Annotated in this window: 18 protein-coding genes; 4 read left to right on the forward strand and 14 right to left on the reverse strand. The window is 71.5% G+C overall.

The genetic code is table 11. The features are described from left to right. Window positions 1–2: 2 nt before the first annotated feature. Window positions 3–371 carry a holo-ACP synthase gene (locus tag ACZ6CL_RS22620; RefSeq protein ID WP_468938042.1) on the forward strand — a complete coding sequence of 123 codons (369 nt, stop codon included), beginning with the start codon at window positions 3–5 and terminating at the stop codon, window positions 369–371. A gap of 47 nt (window positions 372–418) precedes the next feature. Here ACZ6CL_RS22620 and glmM read toward each other — a convergent pair whose 3' ends face one another. The 3 genes from glmM to rplM all read right to left on the reverse strand — a co-directional run bounded on the left by glmM (window position 419) and on the right by rplM (window position 2,941). Beyond that, window positions 419–1,777: a phosphoglucosamine mutase gene (gene glmM / locus ACZ6CL_RS22625; RefSeq protein WP_468938044.1), complete on the reverse strand. Its 1,359-nt coding sequence runs from the start codon at window positions 1,775–1,777 to the stop codon at window positions 419–421. Window positions 1,778–1,952: 175 nt separating this feature from the next. Then, on the reverse strand, window positions 1,953–2,456 hold the full coding sequence (gene rpsI, locus ACZ6CL_RS22630; RefSeq protein WP_468938046.1) for a 30S ribosomal protein S9: 504 nt from the start codon (window positions 2,454–2,456) through the stop codon (window positions 1,953–1,955). A 41-nt stretch (window positions 2,457–2,497) separates the two neighbouring features. Then, entirely contained in the window at window positions 2,498–2,941 is a 444-nt protein-coding gene (rplM, locus tag ACZ6CL_RS22635; protein WP_468938048.1) for a 50S ribosomal protein L13, read from the reverse strand. 283 nt (window positions 2,942–3,224) lie between these two features. Here rplM and ACZ6CL_RS22640 point away from each other — a divergent pair, with 283 nt between their 5' ends. Next, window positions 3,225–4,091 (forward strand): hypothetical protein, encoded by an 867-nt coding sequence (locus tag ACZ6CL_RS22640; RefSeq protein ID WP_468938049.1) that lies wholly within the window; start codon window positions 3,225–3,227, stop codon window positions 4,089–4,091. 119 nt (window positions 4,092–4,210) lie between these two features. On the opposite strand, the gene ACZ6CL_RS22645 is transcribed toward ACZ6CL_RS22640, so the two are convergent. Next, window positions 4,211–4,942 carry a hypothetical protein gene (locus ACZ6CL_RS22645; RefSeq protein WP_468938051.1) on the reverse strand — a complete coding sequence of 244 codons (732 nt, stop codon included), beginning with the start codon at window positions 4,940–4,942 and terminating at the stop codon, window positions 4,211–4,213. A 311-nt stretch (window positions 4,943–5,253) separates the two neighbouring features. Between ACZ6CL_RS22645 and ACZ6CL_RS22650 the strand changes: the two genes are divergently transcribed. Both ACZ6CL_RS22650 and ACZ6CL_RS22655 read left to right on the forward strand, forming a co-directional pair. After that, a complete protein-coding gene (locus ACZ6CL_RS22650; RefSeq protein WP_468938053.1) occupies window positions 5,254–7,425 on the forward strand; it encodes a glycosyltransferase family 4 protein in 2,172 nt (723 codons plus the stop codon). Window positions 7,426–7,528: 103 nt separating this feature from the next. Beyond that, complete coding sequence (locus ACZ6CL_RS22655) at window positions 7,529–8,134, forward strand: hypothetical protein (RefSeq protein ID WP_468938055.1); 606 nt, start codon at window positions 7,529–7,531, stop codon at window positions 8,132–8,134. 6 nt (window positions 8,135–8,140) lie between these two features. Here the strand turns inward: ACZ6CL_RS22655 and ACZ6CL_RS22660 are convergent, their stop codons facing one another. The 10 genes from ACZ6CL_RS22660 to rpsK form a co-directional block, all read right to left on the reverse strand. Continuing rightward, entirely contained in the window at window positions 8,141–9,373 is a 1,233-nt protein-coding gene (locus ACZ6CL_RS22660) for a PP2C family protein-serine/threonine phosphatase (protein WP_468938057.1), read from the reverse strand. Beyond that, the gene (locus ACZ6CL_RS22665) at window positions 9,370–10,395 is read right to left on the reverse strand and encodes a SpoIIE family protein phosphatase (protein ID WP_468938060.1); all 1,026 of its coding nucleotides are present in this window, start codon (window positions 10,393–10,395) and stop codon (window positions 9,370–9,372) included. Before ACZ6CL_RS22665 ends, ACZ6CL_RS22660 begins: the two co-directional genes overlap by 4 nt. After that, window positions 10,392–10,865, reverse strand: coding sequence for an ATP-binding protein (locus ACZ6CL_RS22670; protein WP_468938062.1), 474 nt, complete (start codon window positions 10,863–10,865; stop codon window positions 10,392–10,394). Before ACZ6CL_RS22670 ends, ACZ6CL_RS22665 begins: the two co-directional genes overlap by 4 nt. Beyond that, window positions 10,849–11,241, reverse strand: coding sequence for an STAS domain-containing protein (locus ACZ6CL_RS22675; RefSeq protein WP_468938394.1), 393 nt, complete (start codon window positions 11,239–11,241; stop codon window positions 10,849–10,851). Before ACZ6CL_RS22675 ends, ACZ6CL_RS22670 begins: the two co-directional genes overlap by 17 nt. Window positions 11,242–11,255: 14 nt before the next feature. Then, on the reverse strand, window positions 11,256–12,134 hold the full coding sequence (locus tag ACZ6CL_RS22680; RefSeq protein WP_468938064.1) for an STAS domain-containing protein: 879 nt from the start codon (window positions 12,132–12,134) through the stop codon (window positions 11,256–11,258). 135 nt (window positions 12,135–12,269) lie between these two features. Further along, on the reverse strand, window positions 12,270–13,121 hold the full coding sequence (truA, locus tag ACZ6CL_RS22685) for a tRNA pseudouridine(38-40) synthase TruA (protein WP_468938065.1): 852 nt from the start codon (window positions 13,119–13,121) through the stop codon (window positions 12,270–12,272). Between the two features lie 84 nt (window positions 13,122–13,205). Then, window positions 13,206–13,718, reverse strand: a complete 513-nt coding sequence (gene rplQ / locus ACZ6CL_RS22690; protein WP_468938067.1) for a 50S ribosomal protein L17 — start codon at window positions 13,716–13,718, stop codon at window positions 13,206–13,208. A 78-nt stretch (window positions 13,719–13,796) separates the two neighbouring features. After that, on the reverse strand, window positions 13,797–14,819 hold the full coding sequence (locus ACZ6CL_RS22695; RefSeq protein ID WP_009715858.1) for a DNA-directed RNA polymerase subunit alpha: 1,023 nt from the start codon (window positions 14,817–14,819) through the stop codon (window positions 13,797–13,799). A 106-nt stretch (window positions 14,820–14,925) separates the two neighbouring features. Next, window positions 14,926–15,552, reverse strand: a complete 627-nt coding sequence (gene rpsD / locus ACZ6CL_RS22700) for a 30S ribosomal protein S4 (protein ID WP_385446563.1) — start codon at window positions 15,550–15,552, stop codon at window positions 14,926–14,928. A 31-nt stretch (window positions 15,553–15,583) separates the two neighbouring features. Then, the gene (gene rpsK / locus ACZ6CL_RS22705; protein ID WP_009715860.1) at window positions 15,584–15,988 is read right to left on the reverse strand and encodes a 30S ribosomal protein S11; all 405 of its coding nucleotides are present in this window, start codon (window positions 15,986–15,988) and stop codon (window positions 15,584–15,586) included. Window positions 15,989–16,018: the final 30 nt, after the last annotated feature.

A 16,018-nucleotide genomic window follows, 5' to 3' on the forward strand; every position in this document is an offset into this window, starting at 1 on the left:
GCGTGATCATCGGGGTCGGCATCGACGTCGCGGAGATCGACCGCTTCGCGGCGTCGCTGGACCGTACGCCGGGGATGGCCTCGCGGCTGTTCGTCCCGGCCGAGCTGTTGCTGCCGAGCGGGGAGCGCCGCGGTGCGGCCTCCCTGGCCGCCCGCTTCGCCGCCAAGGAGGCCGTCGCCAAGGCCCTGGGCGCCCCGGGCGGCCTGCGCTGGACGGACGCGGAGGTGTGGACGGAGCCGGGCGGCCGCCCACGGCTGTCCGTAAGCGGCACGGTCGCGGCGCGCGCCGCTGAGCTGGGCGTCCGGTCGTGGCACGTGTCGCTGAGCCACGACGCGGGGGTGGCGTCGGCGGTGGTGATCGCGGAGGGGTGAAGGGGGCTGGAGAATCCAGCCCCTCCGGCGCTTGCGGAGAGTGAGGGCTAGCCCAGGGCCGACTTCACCGCGTCGGCCAGGCGGCCTGCCACCGAGCGGGCCTGGTCGATGTCGGCGGCTTCCACCATGACGCGGACCAGGGGCTCGGTGCCCGAGGAGCGCAGCAGGACGCGGCCCGTCTCGCCCAGCTCGCGCTCGGCCTCGGCGACGGCCGCGGCCAGGTCGGCGCTGCTGGTGACGCGGGACTTGTCGACGTCCGGGACGTTGATCAGCACCTGCGGGAGGCGCTCCATCGCCCCGGCGAGGTCGGCCAGGGTGCGGCCGGTGGCGGCGACGCGGGCGGCCAGCATCAGGCCGGTGAGGGTGCCGTCGCCGGTGGTGGCGTGGTCGAGGGCGATGACGTGGCCGGACTGTTCGCCGCCGAGGGCGTAGCCGTGCCTCTTCATCTCCTCCAGGACGTAGCGGTCGCCGACCGCCGTCTGTACCAGCTCGACGCCCTCGCGCTGCATGGCGAGCTTGAAGCCGAGGTTCGACATGACGGTGCCGACGACGGTGTTCCCGCGCAGCGTGCCCGCCTCGCGCATGGCGAGGGCGAGGACGGCGAGGATCTGGTCGCCGTCGACCTCGCGGCCGACCGAGTCGACGGCCAGGCAGCGGTCGGCGTCGCCGTCGTGGGCGATGCCGAGGTCGGCGCCGTGCTCGACGACGGCGGCCTGGAGCGGGGCCAGGTGGGTGGAGCCGCAGCCCGCGTTGATGTTGAGGCCGTCCGGCTCGGCGCCGATCGTCACGACCTGCGCGCCGGCGCGGGCGAAGGCCTCCGGGGAGACCCGGGAGGCGGCGCCGTGCGCGCCGTCGATGACGACCTTGATGCCTTCGAGGCGGTTGGGGAGGACGCCGACGAGGTGGGCGACGTAGTTGTCGAAGCCCTCCGCGTAGTCGCGCACCCGGCCGACCCCGCCGCCGGTGGGCCGGTCCCACGGCTCGCCGGAGGTGTGCGCGCGGTAGGTGGTCTCGATGCGGTCCTCCAGCTCGTCGGCGAGCTTGTGGCCGCCGCGGGCGAAGAACTTGATGCCGTTGTCGGGCATCGGGTTGTGGCTGGCGGAGAGCATCACGCCGAGGTCCGCGTCGAGCGATCCGGTCAGATGGGCCACAGCGGGGGTGGGGAGGACGCCCACCCGCAGCACGTCCACGCCCGCGCTGGCGAGGCCCGCCACCACGGCGGCCTCCAGGAACTCCCCGGACGCGCGCGGATCCCGCCCGACCACCGCCACCGGCCGGTGGCCCTCGAAGGTTCCCACCTCGGCGAGCACGTGTGCCGCCGCGACCGACAGGCCGAGCGCCATCTCAGCCGTCAGGTCGGCGTTCGCGACGCCGCGCACACCATCCGTACCGAAGAGTCGTCCCACTGGTGTCCTCCGAGATTACGAGCTGAGGGGGCAGAAGCTTGCGTGGAGATTGCTTGACGCTTGCCTGTAGGTATACGCCCCCTGGTGGCGATAGCCGAACGCCCCGGAGGCACGGGTGGTGCCGCCGGGGCGTGTCGACGAGCGGCGGAAGCCGCCGAACCGCGTGTGAAGCGGATTAACGCTTGCTGTACTGCGGCGCCTTACGGGCCTTCTTCAGACCGGCCTTCTTACGCTCGGTGGCGCGGTCGTCACGGGTCAGGAAGCCGGCCTTCTTGAGCGCGGCGCGGTTGTTGTCCACGTCCGCCTCGTTCAGCGCGCGGGCGACACCCAGGCGCAGCGCACCGGCCTGGCCGGAGACGCCGCCGCCCGAGATGCGGGCGATGACGTCGTAGCGGTCGTCCAGCTCGAGCACCTTGAAGGGCTCGTTGACTTCCTGCTGGTGCACCTTGTTGGGGAAGTACCCCTCGAGGGTGCGACCATTGATCTTCCACTGGCCGCTGCCCGGCACGATGCGGACGCGGGCGATCGCGTTCTTGCGGCGCCCGGTGCCGGCGGCCGGCTGCGGGTCCCCGAAACGGGAGGCCATCGACTCGGAGGTGTACTCCGACTCGATCGTCTCCACGCTCTCGGTGGTGTACTCCTCGACATCGAGGGGGGTCTCGGCGGTGGTCTCGGCCACGATGCTCCTCAGCTTCTCTTCGTCTTAGGGGGTGGCCGGACTTACTGCGCGACCTGGGTGATCTCGAACGGGACCGGCTGCTGAGCACCGTGGGGGTGCTGGTCGCCCGAGTACACCTTCAGCTTGGAGAGCATCTGACGGCCCAGGGTGTTCTTGGGGATCATGCCCTTGATGGCCTTCTCGACGGCCTTCTCCGGGTTCTTCTCCAGCAGCTCGTCGTAACGGACGGAGCGGAGACCACCCGGGTAGCCCGAGTGGCGGTACGCCATCTTCTGGGTCCGCTTGTTGCCGGAGAGGTGCACCTTGTCGGCGTTGATGATGATGACGAAGTCACCCGCGTCGACATGCGGCGCGTAAACCGGCTTGTGCTTCCCCCGCAGAAGGGTGGCGGCCTGGGTAGCCAGACGGCCGAGGACAACGTCGGTGGCGTCGATGACGTGCCACTGACGCTGCACGTCGCCGGGCTTGGGGCTGTACGTACGCACGGTCGTAGCCTTCGCTTCTTCAGTGAGTGTGGTCCTGACAAGGCCACCCGGACGATCACGACAGCCCTGGCCGCACCTCGGTGACGCATTCCGAGTGCCTGCCGCTGGTCATCGGCCCGGTGAACCGGCGTAACGGCCACTCACGTGAGAACGAGCAAGCCAATACGCATAACGAACTGGCAGAATACCGGCCCGCACCCACGGGGGTCAAAACGCCTCCCTCAGCCGTCACCCGGTCCCCGGCGGGTCCCCGGTGTCACCTGCCGGGATTAGGATGCGCGCCATGAGCTTTGGGCAAGGGGGGCCGTACGGGCCCGGGGGATCTCAGCCGCCTCAGCCGCGCCAGTCGTCGCAGACGCCGGACTGGGCCGCTATGGCAGATCACACCGCCACGCGCGGCCGTCGCCGACGATGGCTCTTCATCGGGGGCGCGGTGCTGGCGACGGCGGCGGTCGGGGCGATGGTCGCCACCGCGGTGATCAGCAGCAACGACAAGGGCGGCTCCTCAGACGACTCGGCGAACCATCTGCCCTCGCAGCCCACGCTGCCGCGCGAGGCGGAGTCGCCCGAGCCGTCGTTCTCCAATGTCGCGCCGCCCGCGCCGCCCAAACCGCTGGACATCATCTCCGACGCCAAGCGGGACAAGGCGCCGCTCAGCGCCAAGACGCTCTTCCCGGACGAGGAGGCCGCCAAGGAGGGCCGCTCGTACACGAAGGGGCTGACCGCCTCCACGTCGAGCTGCGCCGCGGGCACGCAGGGCGCCCTGGGGTCGGTCCTCAACGCCAACGGGTGCCGCAAGCTGCTGCGCGCCACCTTCTCCCGGGACGGCGTGGCGACCACCGTCGGCGTCGCCGTCTTCGACGGGCGGGCGGGCGCGGAGAAGGCGAAGGACGGATACAAGCCGAATGTGGCGTCGCTGCCGGGCGGCGGGGTCCCGTCGTTCTGCCGCCAGACCGCGTGCCGCACCTCGGCCAACGCGATCGGGCGGTACGCGTACTTCACGATCTCCGGCTACACCTCGGGGAAGAAGGTGACGACGTCGGAGACCCAGGCGCTGCAGGCCGGGCGCGACATGGCCGACTACACCTTCCTCCGCATCCTGGCCCGTGGTAACGCGCAAGCCTCGGCGGCCGCGGGCTCAGGCGGCTGACGGCGACGCGGCGCCCGCGGGGGCGTCCGGAGGGGGCTCGGCGTGAAGCTGAGCGCCCAGAAGACGCGTGACGGGCGCGCCGCCGGCTCTGTCCGCGCCGGACGCATGCCGCCCTCCCCTTATGGCCGGTTCGCGGCCTCCACCTTTCGGACCTGACGGTCCACGACCGCGTCGGGGACCGAGGACCGCGTGGGATTGGTGAGGTTCACGCCGAAGACCACCGTGAGCTGGGGTCCGGAGCGCACCACCGTGAAGGCGATGACGGCCTTCTCCTTGCCGCCGTCGACCAGGCGGTACGACAGCGCCTCGTCCCCCGCGTCGGGCGCGTCGACCGAGGTCACGCTGTCGACATCGGCCCGCTTCCCCGAGCCGTCGGTGGCCTCGAACCCGCCCCCGCAGGCGGATACGGCCTTCTTGAGGTCCTTCACCGTCTTCTCGGCGTCGCCGGGCCCGTACGAGGAGACCCGGACGATGCCGGAGACGCCCGCGGCCCGGCCCGAGGCGGCGGCGTAGCTGCGGTAGACGGAGTCCCGGGGCGCCGGGTCGAAACCGGTGCCCATCAGCGCGGCCAGCGGCTCGCATCCGGGCTTCAGGGCCTTGGCCTCCTTGCCGCCGCTGAACTCCCGCTCCGTCATCTTGCCGATCCCGTAGCCCTTGAGGTCGGCCTTGGCCAGCGCGGCGCGCTCCAGGGCCGACGCGGACAGCGGGCCCGCCGCCGCGCTCTCCTCCCGCGCCGCCTTCTGGTCCCCGCCGCCGTCCCCATCACCACCGGACTGACCGCATCCGGTCAGCAGCCCCAGTGCCGTCACGGCCGCCGCCGCGGTGAGCACGCCCCGCGCTCCGGTTCTCATCACGCCTCTGCCCGCCCTCGGTTGACGCCCCCGCGTTCCCTCCGGCCATCCAACAACGGGGGCCGCCGTGAACCAAGGGGTGGGAAACAACCTCTGCGGGCGCGGACTCGCCGTGCGGCCGAAGGTTGTGCACCTCACACTGAATGTGGTGCATCCCATATCACCACATGCATAAGCAACTTTTCCGCCTCCAGGCTGTCTTACCGACCGATCGTTCCTCAGTTCACTCCATAACGGCATCACACCGGCGCACCACACACCGGAGGGGAGGGCACGTCGCGGCAGTTCGAGGGCGCCGCGCGTACATCACCATGAAGATCGCTTTTCTGCTGCACAACGCCTATGGAATCGGCGGCACCATCCGGTCGACCTTCAATCTGGCCGGGGCGCTGGCCCCCCGTCACCGCGTGGAGATCGTCTCCCTGATACGCACCATCGACACCCCGGGCCTGCCCCTCCCCAGAGCCGTGCGGATCAGACCGCTGATCGACCAGCGTCCGGGCGCCCCACGTGAGTTGAGCGACCTCGGCAACCCGCTGCTGAAGCAGGTCAGCGCCCACGTCCCGGACGCGGAGTCCAAAGGCACCGTCAACTTCAACGCGCTCACCGACCAGCGCCTCGCCGCCTATCTGGCCGACACCGACGCCGACGTCGTCATCGCCACCCGCCCCGGACTGGTCATCTGCCTCGCCGCCCTCGGTCAGGAGGGACGCTATCTGCGGATCGGCCAGGAGCACCGGCTGTACGAGACCCACCGCGCCGAGATCCGCACCGCCTGCGACGCCGCCCTCGCCCGCCTCGACGCCAACACCTCCGTCTCCGAGGCCGACGCGCAGACCCACCGCGACCGGCTGCCCGGCATCCCCACCCTGCTGACCGGGCTGCCCAACTGCGTGCCCGCCACCGGCATCGAGCCCTCCGACGGCAACGCCAAGCTGGTCGTGGCCGCCGGCCGGCTCATCCCGGTCAAGCGCTACGACCTTCTGATCCGCGCCTGGGCCACGGTCGCCACCAAACACCCCGACTGGCACTTGCGGATCTACGGCCGCGGTCCCCAGGCGCCCGCCCTCCGCCGCCAGATCGACGAACTCGGGCTCGCCGGACACATCACGATGATGGGCGCCCACTCCCCCATCGAGACCGAATGGGCCAAGGGTGCGATCGCCGCCGTCACCTCCCGCGAGGAGTCGTTCGGCATGACGATCGTCGAGGCGATGCACTGCGGCGTACCGGTCGTCGCCACCGACTGCCCGCACGGGCCCGGCGAGATCATCACCAGCGGCCGGGACGGGCTGCTGGTCCCCCTCGGCGACGCCGACGGCATCGCCAAGGGGCTGCTCACCCTGATCGAGGACGAGGCGCTGCGCCGTTCCATGGGCCGGGCGGCGCGGGTCGCGGCGCAGCGGTACGCACCGGCGCGGATGGCCACCGCGTACGAGGAGCTGTTCGCCGGACTCCTCGCCCGGCGCGGCCAGCCGGCCGCTCCCGGAACCCGGTCCGCGGCCGGGACGCCCCCGGTGTCGACGGTCAGCCGCGCCCGGTCGCTCGTACCCCGCTCCCTTCGCGCGCGCCACCCCGCGGCACCGGCGCGCGCCCCGCGCCCGCTCACCGACGGAACCGGCGGCGGCTACGGAGCGCCCCGCAAGGCCTTCAAGAGCACCGTTAAGCAGCTGATCCGCAAGCCGCTGCGCCCGGTCGCCTCCTGCCGCGTCGGCGCCGACGGCACCGTGACCGTGCTGGTCGAGCCCGCGGACGTACAGGGCGCCAGCCTCACGCTGACGCTCACCCACCGCCGCGGCAGGGGCGCCCCGGTGCGGGTTCCCCTGCGGCCGCCGGTCGCCCCGGGCGCGCCCTGGACCGCGACGCTGGACCGCGGCGCGATCGACCTCGCCGAGGGCCGCTGGGACCTGCATGTGGTGCGCCCCTCGGACGGGGTGCGCCGCCGGGTGATCAGCCGGTTCGCCGAGGGGCGCGGGCTGGTCGGTCTCGAGCCGCTGCCCGGCTCCCCGTTCTCCTGGTGGATCCCGTACCCCACCGTCGACGGCTACCTCGCGCTGCGCGCCTGGCGCCGCCCGGCCCACGCCGAGGCCCGGGTGATCCGCGCCGAGGCCGACGGGCTCACCGTCGAGGGCACCCTGCACGGCGCCCGCTTCGCCCCGGACGCCGCCCCGAACGCGGTCGCCACCCCGCGCGGGGCGGCCCTCCCGTTCACCACGGGCGTCACCGCGGTGGACGCGACCCGGTTCCGCTTCACCATTCCGTACGAGCGGGTGCACGCGGCGCGCGGCCGGGAGGACACGGCCCGCTGGGACCTGACCCTCCGTAAGACCCCCGACTCCACCACCGCCATCCGCATCGGCCGGGTCATCGGGGACATCCTCGACCGGCATCAGACCGACCTCCACCCGGTCACCCACGGTGTCCGCCCCTACCTCAGCAAGTCCGGGGACCTGGCCATTACCTGTGCACCACAAGCAAATTGACTGGACGGGTCGGCGGATCCGCCGCGTTTGGCCCTGGCCACGGCGGTAACACTGGGTGATGTCAAGCCTCGAGCGAGGAAAGCTCTCTGCGGAAGGCAATCCGATGTCAGTCACGCTCATCATCCTGGTGGCGGCGCTGGTGGCCATGGTGGCGCTGGTGTTCGCGCGACCCGTGCGGCAGAGCAGCCGCGACGGCCTCCTGAACCGGTTCGGCCCCGAGTACGACCGGGCCGTCGTACGGCACCGCGGCGATGCCAAGGCGGCGCAGTGGGAGCTCAGCGAGCGGCTGCGGCGCTACGGCGACCTGTCGATACGGGCGCTGACGCCGGAGTCCCGGGAGCGGTACGCGGCCCGCTGGTCCGGCCTGCGGGAGCAGTTCGTCGAATCGCCCGCCAGCTCGGCCCGGGAGGCCGACCGGCTGCTCGGCGCGCTGGCGGCCGAGCGCGGCTATCCGGCCGATTCCCCGGAGCAGCTGATGGAGGCGCTGTCCGTCCGGCACGCCCGGGCGGTCGACGGCTACCGGAAGCTGCACATCGAGGCGGAGCGGGCCCGCGCGGGCCATGCCCACACGGACCGGCTGCGGGAGGCGCTGCACGGCGCCCACCCCCTCTTCGAGGAGCTGGTCCGGACGCAGCCGCACGACCGGGCGCTGTGGCGCAGGCGGCTGCGGCAGCGGCACCACCGGCCAGCGGTCCTGCGCTCCCCCTAGGAAGCGTCAGGACCGGACCCGGACGGCCAGCGCGAGGGTGTCGTCCGGGTGAAGGATCACCGTGTGCATATCGTCCGCGATGGCGCCGGGGATCTCCTCGATCGGGGCCCGCAGATGCTCGTACGCGGCCTCGATCAACCGCTTCTCGCCCTCCACGGGGTCCCGTCGGCTCTCGGTGAGCCCGTCGGTGTAGAGGAGCAGGAGATCGCCCGGCGCCATCTTCTCGGTCAGCAGCCGGTCGCTGCCCGGCATCGGGAAGCCGATCCCGCGCCCCCGCGCCTCCAGATAGCGCGCCGTACCGTCGCCCCGCGTCAGCAGCGCGGGCGGATGGCTGCCGTTGGCCACCTTCAGCTCACCGGTGGCCGGATCGATCCGGGCCAGCAGGACGGTGGCCATCACACTGCGGTCGAACGGCAGCAGGATCTCGTCCGTGCGGGCCACGATCGACTGGAGGTGGTGGCCCTCCAGCGCGAGGGTGCGCACCGCGTGGGTGACGTTGAGCGCGCCGCGCGTACTGGTCACCCCGTGCCCGAGCGCGTCCACGATGGTGATGTGGACGGTGCCGTCGGGCAGCACGAACCAGTCGTACAGGTCGCCGCCGGTGGGCGCGTCGGTGCCCGCGGGCGCGTAGTGGACGGCGAGTTCGAGGCCGTCGACCTCCAGCGGCGCCGGACGCAGCGCGTCCTCCAGCTCGCGCAGGGTCTGGCCGTGCGCCTTGCGCAATTGCGCGTCGCGCTCGTCGAGCTGGACGTAGAGGGCGAGCACCCCGCTGTTGGTCTCGGCGAGTTCGTCCTTGAGGCGGCGGTGTTCGGCGGTGAGCGCGTCGGTACGGGCCACCACGGCGCGCAGCTCCTCCTCCACCAGCGCCGCGTCGTCGGCCGGTGTCAACTCCGGTGTGTCCGCTGCCGGAGCGGCCGGGAGCCGCCACACCACCTCCCGGCCGGTCACCGCGTCGGCGGGCAGCGGAAGCGCGGCCGCGGTCTCGGCGGACGGCAGGGCGGCGGAATCGTCTAAACCGAGCGCCAGCGTCAGCAGTCCGGACCGGTCGTCGTCATCGCACTGGAACGTCCAGCTCAGCGAGGTGTGCCCGGCCGCGCCCACGGCCGGTTCCGCGACGGCCGCGACGGACAGCACCAGCCGTCCGCGCACACTGGGGTCCAGGGCGTGGTCGCGTGCGATGCGGCGCACGGCCCGGCTGAGCCCGTCCGCCGTGTCGCAGCCGATGGTCCGGGTCGTCATGGGTGCCTCTGTGGGGGCCGGGCCGTGAGAACCGTGGCGTCGTCGCGGTTGCGGCGATGGCCATGGGCGAGTGCGGCGGACAACAGGGGTGGCGGGAGCCGGAGCAGAAAGGGTGACGGATCGCGCGCCCATCCGGCGTCGATGCCGTCGCTGTGGAGCACCGCGGTGGCGCCCGGCGGCAGCGGGAAGCGGTGGACGTGCGGGGCGGGCATCGACCAGCCGACGACGCCGGGCTGGCCGGTCAGCCGCGACGACACGCCCTGGTGTGTCAGGGCCAGCACGCGGACGTTGCCGATGCCGCAGTACTCGGCGTGGTCCGCGTGGAGCCGCACCAGCCCGGCCGCGGCCCCGCGGGTGTGCCGCAGGGTGCGGTGCATCCCGGTCAGCAGCTCGCCCAGCGGCCGCCCGGGGTCGGCGTGGAAGATCCGCAGCGCGAGAGAGGCCGCCTCCGCGGCCTGGGTCCCGTGGCCCAGCCCGTCGAGGACGGCGGCGGTGCGGGTCTCGCCGGTGTCGGCGACGGCGCACGCGTCGCCGCAGTCCTCCTCCCCCTCGATGGCCAGGCACACCGAACCCACGCCCTGGAGTCCGGCACCCCGGTCCCCGGGCGGGGTGAGCCGGGCACAGGCCCAGGTCCCGACCTCGGCACCGGACCGCGTGCCGGTACGGATGAGGAAGTGGGTGGCGAGCCGGCTCACCGCGCCGAGCCCCACCCCGAGGGTGCCGGAGGTGGTGTAGCCGTCCGCGAGACAGCGTTCCAGCTCGGCCATGCCGGGGCCGCTGTCGGCGGCCAGGATCTCCACGCCCGCGCCGAGCGGCACGGGCTGGATGTAGAGGGTGCCGTCGCTGGCGTGCTTGTCGAGGTTGGTGGCCAGCTCCGAGGCGACCACGGCCGCCTGCTCGGGCAGCGCGCCCGGCAGCCCGCAGTCCCGCGCCGTACGCCGGGCCGTCTCGGCCGCCAGGTGGACCGCGCTGTGATGGTCGATCCGTACCTGGGCGGTGGGGGCCACCGTCGTCCGGATCACCGGACCGTCCACCGGGTGGCGACCACCACCGTGCCCTGTCCGGCGCCGGTGTGCACCGTGAACTCGTCCATCAGCCGGCGGGCGCCGCCCAGCCCGTGCCCCAGCCCCGTGCCGGTCGTGAAGCCGTCGGTGAGCGCCGTCTCCAGGTCCGCGATGCCCGGCCCGTCGTCCTTGACGACCAGCCGCAGCCCGCGCCCGGCGGGTCCGCGCACCTGCTCGATGGTCAGGGTGCCGCCTCCGCCGTGGACATAGGCGTTACGGGCCAGTTCGCTCGCCGCCGTGACCACCCGGGTCTGGTCGACGATCCCGAACCCGGCCTCGACGGTGGCCGCGCGCACCGCGTGCCGCACCGCCAGCAGGTCCTCCTCGGTACGGACCTGATGGGTCACGGGCGCGCCCGTCCCGCCGTCGCCCGCGCGGTGTGCCGGGCCCGGCCGGGAAGCGACGGTGGACTCACCGTGCTGCGCCACGTCGGGACCCTCCCAGGGAGTCCTCGGCCTGACGCCACCCCAGTGCGGCCAGGCCCTGTTCCGGGTTGAGCGCGGTCTCCACACCGACCAGTTCGATCCCCAGCTCGACCAGGGTGATCGCCACCGGCGGCCGCATGCCCGCCACGATCACCCGGGCCCCCAGCAGCCGGGACACCGTGGTCAGCTCCATCAGGGTGCGCGCCACGAAGGAATCGATGATCTCCAGCCGGGAGATGTCGATGAGCACGCCCCGCGCGCCCTCGGCGGAGATCCGGGCCGTCAGCTCCTCGGTGAAGGCGATGGCAGCCCGGTCGTCCAGCTCGTTGAGCAGTCCGGTGACCAGGACGTCGCCCAGCCGCAGAATCGGAACGCCCATCGGGCGGTGTTCGGTCACCGGCTCTCCCCCCCGTCCCCGTCCGGTCCGGGACCGTCGATCAGCTTGATCGCGGCGGCCAGCGCGTCGGCCAGCGTCGCCCGCGTGAGAATGGTGGACAGGTCGATGCCGAGCTGGGCGATGGTCTGCGCGATGGACGGCCGGATGCCGCTGATCACACAGTCCGCGCCCATCAGCCGCACCGCGTTGACGGTCTGCATCAGGTGCTGGGCGACGGCGGTGTCCACCGTCGAGACACCCGTGATGTCGATGATCGCGACCAGCGCCTCATGGTCCTGTATCGCCTGGAGCAGGTTCTCCATCACGATCTGGGTGCGCGCGGTGTCCAGAGTGCCGATCAGCGGCACCGCCAGCACCTGCTTCCACAGCCGCACCACCGGCGTGGACAGCTCCATCAGCTGCTGGCTCTGCCGCCGGATGATCTCCTCGCGGCCCTCTACATACGTCTCGAAGGACAGCGCCCCGGCCACGTCGAGCAGCCGGTTGATGAAGACCGCCGTGGCGAACAGCTCCTCGGCGTCCCGGGTCTCCCGCTGGACGGCCTTCAGCAGCGCCTCCTTGAGCGCCAGCACGGCGAGCGAGGTGGCGGTCGGGGTCGCCCCGGCCCGCGCGCGGCGCATGGACAGTCCGACGACCGCCTGGTGCAGCCCCGGGTGGGAGGTGACGACCCGCTCCACCGGGACGTCGCTCTCCAGCCCCGGCACCAGCGCGTCGATCAACGAGTCGGCCTCCTCGCGGAGTTCGGCCTCGCTGATGTCCGTGCCGAGCAGGGCCTGCTCCAGCTGGAGCCTGACCCAGCGGTCGGCGATCTCCTCGTCGCGCTCCTGCAGAGCCCTCGTCAGCTGTTCACGTACGGCGGCCTCACTGGTACTCACGCGGCTTACGTCCCTTCCCGGTCGGCCACCCGGACTCTGCGGCTCAAATGTTATCGATCTCCTGTGCTCCGGCTCCAGACACAGATGCGTGCAATCGTCTACCCGCCGCCCGCGATCACATACCCACCGCTGGGGTCAGCAGCACCCCGCGCCCGGAAGCGAACGCTTGTTGCGGGCTTCTTTGTTCCGGGCCGCGAGCAGTTCGTCGGCCGGATAGCCGACCTCTTCGAGGGTCAGGCCGTGGGGGCGTACGACGTGGACCGCCGAATCCCTCACCCCCGCCGCCAGCACCTTCCCGGGCCAGTCCGCCGGGCGGTGGCCGTCGCCGGTGAACAGCAGCGCGCCGACCAGGGAGCGGACCATGTTGTGGCAGAAGGCGTCGGCCCGCACCGTCGCAGTGATCACACCGTCCGCGCCGCGCTCCCAGCTCAGCTTCTGGAGGGTGCGGATGGTGGTGGCGCCGTCCCGCCGCTTGCAGTACGCGGCGAAGTCGTGCTCGCCGAGCAGCGGCGCCGAGGCCTCGTTCATCGCGTCCACGTCCAGCGGCCAGTCGTGCCACAGCACATGGCCGCGCAGCAGCGGGTCGACCCCGCCCGGATGGTCCACCACCCGGTAGGCGTACCGCCGCCAGATCGCCGAGAAGCGCGCGTTGAAACCGGGCGGCGCCTCCGCCACCCGCCAGACCCGTACGTCGTGCGACAGCCGCCCCGCCAGGCGGCGCAGCAGCTTGTCCCGGTGCTCGGCCCAGACCTCCTCCGGCAGGTCGACGTGGGCGACCTGCCCACGGGCGTGCACCCCGGCGTCGGTGCGGCCCGCCACGGTCAGCTCGTACGTCTGCGACGAACGGGTCACCGTGCGCAGGGCGCTCTCCAGCTCGCCCTGGACGGTGCGCCGCTCGCGCTGCTTGGCCCAGCCCGAGAAGTCCTTGCCGTCGTAGGACAGATCCAGCCGGATCCGTACGAAACCGGGCGCCGCCTCGTCACTCACGCAACCGTTCCTCTCCACTCCTGGCAACGCGGAACGGGCCCGCACCCAGGTTCTGGGTGCGGGCCCGTCCGTAAGCCTCGGACGTCAGGCGTCCTTGGACTCTTCCGCCGGGGCCTCAGCGGTCTCGGCCTCGGGGGCCTCGTCCTTCTTGAGGTCCGCGACGGCCTGGTCGCCAGCGGCGTCCTTCGCGGTGCGCTTGGTGGCGGCCTCGGCCTCGCCGACCGCCTCCTGCTGCACGGTCAGGGCCTCGACCAGCTCGATGACCGCCATCGGGGCGTTGTCGCCACGACGGTTGCCGATCTTGGTGATGCGGGTGTAGCCACCCGGCCGGTTCTCGTAGCGCGGCGCGATCTCGGTGAAGAGAGTGTGCACGACGCTCTTGTCCCGGACGGTCTGGAGCACCAGGCGGCGGTTGTGAAGGTCGCCCTTCTTCGCCTTGGTGACCAGCTTCTCCGCGACCGGGCGCAGGCGGCGGGCCTTCGCCTCGGTCGTGGTGATCCGGCCGTGCTCGAACAGCGCGGTGGCGAGGTTCGCCAGCAGGAGCCGCTCGTGCGCAGCGCTGCCGCCCAGACGGGCGCCCTTGGTGGGCTTCGGCATGGTGTATCTCCTAGATGTCTGCACCGGCCGTATCAGGTACCGGTGTCAGTTACCGACGAGCGTGTGCCCGCCGGAAGATCAGTACTGCTCGGTCTCGACGAAACCGGCGTCCGCGTCGTCGTCCGCGCCGAAGGCGTCGGCGGCGGCGGTCGGGTCGAATCCGGGCGGGCTGTCCTTGAGCGCGAGGCCCATACCGGCCAGCTTCGCCTTGACCTCGTCGATCGACTTGGCGCCGAAGTTGCGGATGTCGAGCAGGTCCGCCTCGGACCGCGCGACCAGCTCGCCCACGGAGTGGATGCCCTCGCGCTTGAGGCAGTTGTACGAGCGGACCGTGAGCTCCAGCTCCTCGATCGGCAGCGCCAGATCGGCGGCCAGGGCGGCGTCCGTCGGGGACGGGCCCATGTCGATGCCCTCGGCGTCCACGTTCAGCTCGCGGGCCAGGCCGAACAGCTCGACCAGGGTCTTACCGGCCGACGCCATGGCGTCGCGCGGACGCATGGCCTGCTTGGTCTCGACGTCGACGATCAGCTTGTCGAAGTCGGTGCGCTGCTCGACACGGGTCGCCTCGACCTTGTAGGTGACCTTGAGGACCGGCGAGTAGATCGAGTCGACCGGAATCCGGCCGATCTCCTGGCCGACCTGCTTGTTCTGGACGGCGGAGACGTAGCCGCGACCGCGCTCGACGGTCAGCTCCATCTCCAGCTTGCCCTTGCCGTTCAGCGTGGCGAGGACCAGGTCCGGGTTGTGCACCTCGACACCGGCCGGCGGGGCGATGTCGGCGGCGGTGACCAGACCCGGGCCCTGCTTGCGCAGGTACATCACGACCGGCTCGTCGTGCTCCGAGGAGACGACCAGCTGCTTGATGTTGAGGATCAGGTCGGTGACGTCCTCCTTGACGCCCGGCACGGTGGTGAACTCGTGCAGGACCCCGTCGATCCGGATGGACGTGACCGCCGCACCGGGAATCGAGGACAGGAGCGTACGCCGCAGGGAGTTTCCGAGGGTGTAGCCGAAGCCCGGCTCCAGCGGCTCGATCACGAACCGGGAGCGGAACTCGTCGACGACCTCTTCGGTCAACGAGGGACGCTGAGCGATCAGCATGGGGTTTTCCTCCAGTCTCCGGCGCCCGCTATTTGACGCCGAACCCTTCAATGGTACGGGCGGTACGTGCCAAACGGCGCCGTACCGCCCGTCTCGTCCCTGTCTACTACTTGGAGTAGAGCTCGACGATCAGCTGCTCCTGCACCTGGGTGTCGATCACCGGGCGCTCGGGCAGCGAGTGCACGAGGATGCGCAGCTTGGACGGAATGGCCTCAAGCCACGCCGGCACGGTGCGCTCGCCCGCCTCGGCCACGGCCACCTGGAAGGGGGTCATGGTCCGGGACTTCTGACGAACCTCGATGATGTCGTTCACGGCGACGCGGGCCGACGGAATGTCGGTCTTGACGCCGTTCACGGTGAAGTGGCCGTGACGCACCAGCTGGCGGGCGTGGTCCCGGGACTTGGCGAAGCCGGCCCGGTAGACCACGTTGTCCAGCCGCGTCTCGAGGATGCGAAGAAGGTTCTCACCGGTCTTGCCGGTCTTCTTGTTCGCCTCCGCGTAGTAGCCACGGAACTGCTTCTCAAGGACGCCGTAAATGCGGGTCGCCTTCTGCTTCTCTCGGAGCTGCAGCAGGTACTCGCTGTCCTTGGTGCGCCCGCGACCGTGCTCACCCGGGGGGTAAGGACGGATCTCAATCGGGCACTTTGCGCTCTCGCACTTGCTCCCCTTGAGGAAGAGCTTCTGCTTTTCCCGACGGCAACGCTTGCAGTCGGCCCCGGTGTAACGCGCCATTTTCTAGTTGTCTCCTACTTCAGCAGCGAGGTCAGACGCGCCGGCGCTTGGGCGGGCGGCATCCGTTGTGCGGAGTCGGAGTGACGTCCTGGATCGAGCCCACCTCCAGGCCGGTGGCCTGGAGCGAGCGGATCGCGGTCTCACGGCCGGAGCCCGGACCCTTGACGAACACGTCGACCTTGCGCATGCCGTGCTCCTGCGCGCGGCGGGCGGCCGACTCGGCGGCCATCTGCGCGGCGAACGGAGTGGACTTGCGCGAGCCCTTGAAGCCGACGTGGCCGGCCGAGGCCCAAGAAATCACGTTCCCGGTGGGGTCCGTGATCGAAACGATGGTGTTGTTGAACGTGCTCTTGATGTGAGCGTGCCCGTGGGCGACGTTCTTCTTTTCCTTGCGGCGCACCTTCTTGGCGCCGGCCGTCCTGCTCTTCGGAGGCATTCCTGAATTCTCCCGTGGAGGTGGTCGGTC

It is taken from the genome of Streptomyces sp. NPDC041200, assembly GCF_055591805.1.

What these genes read in the sequence shown, in the direction of transcription:
- ACZ6CL_RS22640 (WP_468938049.1), top strand. Translation starts at nt 3,225, where the DNA reads ATGAGCTTTGGGCAAGGGGGGCCGTACGGGCCCGGGGGATCTCAGCCG.
- ACZ6CL_RS22645 (WP_468938051.1), bottom strand. Translation starts at nt 4,942, where the DNA reads ATGAGAACCGGAGCGCGGGGCGTGCTCACCGCGGCGGCGGCCGTGACG.
- ACZ6CL_RS22650 (WP_468938053.1), top strand. Translation starts at nt 5,254, where the DNA reads ATGAAGATCGCTTTTCTGCTGCACAACGCCTATGGAATCGGCGGCACC.
- ACZ6CL_RS22655 (WP_468938055.1), top strand. Translation starts at nt 7,529, where the DNA reads ATGTCAGTCACGCTCATCATCCTGGTGGCGGCGCTGGTGGCCATGGTG.
- ACZ6CL_RS22660 (WP_468938057.1), bottom strand. Translation starts at nt 9,373, where the DNA reads ATGACGACCCGGACCATCGGCTGCGACACGGCGGACGGGCTCAGCCGG.
- ACZ6CL_RS22675 (WP_468938394.1), bottom strand. Translation starts at nt 11,241, where the DNA reads ATGGGCGTTCCGATTCTGCGGCTGGGCGACGTCCTGGTCACCGGACTG.
- rplQ (WP_468938067.1), bottom strand. Translation starts at nt 13,718, where the DNA reads ATGCCGAAGCCCACCAAGGGCGCCCGTCTGGGCGGCAGCGCTGCGCAC.
- ACZ6CL_RS22695 (WP_009715858.1), bottom strand. Translation starts at nt 14,819, where the DNA reads ATGCTGATCGCTCAGCGTCCCTCGTTGACCGAAGAGGTCGTCGACGAG.
- rpsD (WP_385446563.1), bottom strand. Translation starts at nt 15,552, where the DNA reads ATGGCGCGTTACACCGGGGCCGACTGCAAGCGTTGCCGTCGGGAAAAG.
- rpsK (WP_009715860.1), bottom strand. Translation starts at nt 15,988, where the DNA reads ATGCCTCCGAAGAGCAGGACGGCCGGCGCCAAGAAGGTGCGCCGCAAG.